This is a genomic window from Hymenobacter lapidarius, assembly GCF_001816145.1.
Lineage (GTDB): Bacteria > Bacteroidota > Bacteroidia > Cytophagales > Hymenobacteraceae > Hymenobacter > Hymenobacter lapidarius.
In genome coordinates this window covers 1-2,625 of record NZ_MDZB01000010.1, presented here as the reverse complement: position 1 = coordinate 2,625, position 2,625 = coordinate 1, and the positions used below count along the sequence as shown (strand labels likewise).

The following is a 2,625-nucleotide window of genomic DNA, read 5'->3' as shown; positions in this document are numbered from 1 at the left end:
ATGCGGTCACGGCCCAGGGATTTGTCCTCAAAATCGCGCTGTTCATTTTCGTCCACGCCCTCGACCAAGTTGGACTATAATCCGCAACTTGGGTTAATTCAGCGCTCAAAAACAGCATCCCGGCCACCGCAGCGCTACCGCTGGCCCAACTGCTCCTGAAACGCCGCCAGGAATTGCCCCACATGGTAGCCGTCGGCCAAGCCGTGGTGGATGTTGACGGACACGGGCATGAGCGTGGCCGCGCCTTCCGCGTAGGTTTGCCCCACCGAAATCTTTGGGCAGCTGTCGGGACAGCTGAAGCTGCGGGCGTGGCTCAAGCCCGTGAAGCGCACCCACGGCAGCGCCGAAAAGTGGATGACGTCAGGCCGGCTGGTGCTTTCGCTCAGGCGCAGGCCCTGGCTGGCTTGTACAGCTGCGATTTCGGCTTTGGCAGTTGGCAGGAATTCAGTAAGCTTGTGGTGGTGCTCAATGAAGGAAAACCCAAACGTGTGGTCGGGCCGGCCAATGGTGGCCGAAGCGTGAATGCGGTCGTAGCAGTACACCTGCCCGTCCACGATGCGGTAGCGAAAGGCTTCCACCTCATTCACCGCCCGCAAGGCCGCATGCAGGTAATACAGGAAAAACGGCACCCCCAGCCGCTTGGCTTCGGCCAGGGCGCGAGTACAGTCAACGGTGGCCACCAGCCCGAAAAAAGGCTCCTCAAACGCGGAGAAGAAGGCAAAATGCTCGCGGCGGTTCCAGCTGGCTTGGTCGATTAGGTGCTTCATGGGCCGGCAAAGGTGGGGGATTATTGCCGGGGTGGCTTGCTGGGTAGGACCCCGGCAGTACCCAACGGCGTCACTAACGGCTGCGCGCACGCCGGTCAAAGCAGGTCTGGTTGGACATTTTTCCGGTGTCCCCTACATTAGCGCCCAGAATGGTACCTCGCGGCCAATGCACGCATTGCCGGCCGCTTATTACCAGACACGCCACGCAAGAAAGTGGCTTGGGCCGCCGGGCCGCCTGCCTTTCTCTAAGCCGATTTTCCCCATGACCCGACCTGAATTTGCCCACCCGGTATTCGAGCGCCTTTTCGAACGCGACTACTTTATTGACGATGCCGTGCTGCACGAAATCCTGGCCCTGGGGCCGGAAACAGCTGTGCCCGAGCTGCTGAAAATTATCGATAGTACGCTGGATGACTTCCTGAAAGGGGAGTTGACGGGCGACGATTGGTGGAATACCTACCACTTCTTCCACGCCCTCTACCTGCTGCACGACCTGCACGCTCCCGAGGCCCTGGACGTGTACCGCCGCGTGCTGCGTCTGGACTCGGACAGCACCGATTTCTGGTTCGACGACTTGTTGTTTGAAGAGGTGCCGGACCTGCTGGCCCGCGCCGGCCAAACGCGCCTGCCCGAGTTGCTGGCCATGCTGGAAGACCCGGAAATAGTGCTCCAGCATCGCTTGGTGGCTTCTGGAGCCATTGCGCGGCTGGCCAGGGAGCAGCCCGAGCTGCGGCCGGCCATCAGTGCGTTTTTGCAGGGCTACCTGCGTCACGTCATCGCGCATGCCGAGCAAGCAGCCCAGCTTTTTCCGGCCGATGCGGATACGTTTTGCTCCGGGCCGGAAGATTATCTGGGAATGCTGCTGGCCGATGCGCAGGATGCGGGCCTGCACGAGCTGGAGCCCGAAATGCGGGAGCTGCACCGCCTGAACCTGGTGGACGAAAGCATGGCCGGCGGGGCCGATGATATTGACTTCAACGCATCCAATCCGTTGCCGCCTTCTCCAGATATCTTCGCCCGCTACCAGCTGCTGCGCGACAATCCTGAAAACTACTCGCCCTTTCACCCCGACGCTGCCAACATTGCCCGGCGCCGGGCCGAGCAGGAAGCAAAATACGACCGCATTCGGCGCGATGCTATGCCGCAACAGCCCCGGCTGGTGCTGCCTAAAATTGGTCGCAACGACCCCTGTCCCTGCGGCAGCGGCAAGAAGTACAAGAAATGCTGCGGGTAGGAGCAGGCGTACTGGTTATACTGGCACGGGTTTAGGCAGAGCTGGAACTCGTGCCTACCATTTAGGCGAGGCTGTGCCTCGCATCAGAACGATGGATGCAGAATGACGCTTTCGCGCAGCTCCAGCTTGCCGCTTCGCTTCAATGAGGCGTAGCCTCCACGTCAGGATTGGTCACTAATTACTGCTGCGCCCAAACTCGCGCCAGTTTGGGCCCCCGTCCCGCCCCCCAGCGCCCCCGCCGCCTCTTGCCGTGGCTGGGGAGGCGGGAGAAGCTGTTGGAGAAGCTGGTCGTGTCGCGCCGCCACACCCGGCTGGCCCGCTTAGGCAGGGGCCCTTTATGCACAATGCCCTGCCCTCCCGAGGTAGGGAAGACAGGGTGTTGGGGAGAGTTTATTTAGGAAGATTCTGTTCCTGAGTGCGGGCTATTGGAGCTAATGCTTCAGGAGGGGTCCAAGGCTGTTGATATTCATAAGTGCTACTTGCCCGCTTCGCTGCTAGCCGATTACTGACACACTCATTATATCGGGCGGTGGTCTAATCTAAGATGATATTTCGATTATAATTATCGATAACTATTTTAATTCGGGCCGTATGCATGGCCAATGGTTTGCTGAAGGAGCAGGA

At 59.9% G+C, this 2,625-nt stretch carries 2 protein-coding genes; one reads left to right on the top strand and one right to left on the bottom strand.

Features of this window, described 5'->3' with window-relative positions; all coding sequences use genetic code 11:
- Positions 1 to 134: 134 nt before the first annotated feature.
- Positions 135 to 767: a chloramphenicol acetyltransferase gene (locus BEN47_RS00135; RefSeq protein ID WP_070724184.1), complete on the bottom strand. Its 633-nt coding sequence runs from the start codon at positions 765 to 767 to the stop codon at positions 135 to 137.
- 262 nt (positions 768 to 1,029) lie between these two features.
- On the opposite strand from BEN47_RS00135, the gene BEN47_RS21845 reads away from it, so the two are divergent.
- Complete coding sequence (locus tag BEN47_RS21845) at positions 1,030 to 2,001, top strand: SEC-C metal-binding domain-containing protein (protein WP_070724183.1); 972 nt, start codon at positions 1,030 to 1,032, stop codon at positions 1,999 to 2,001.
- The last annotated feature ends 624 nt before the right edge of the window (positions 2,002 to 2,625 follow it).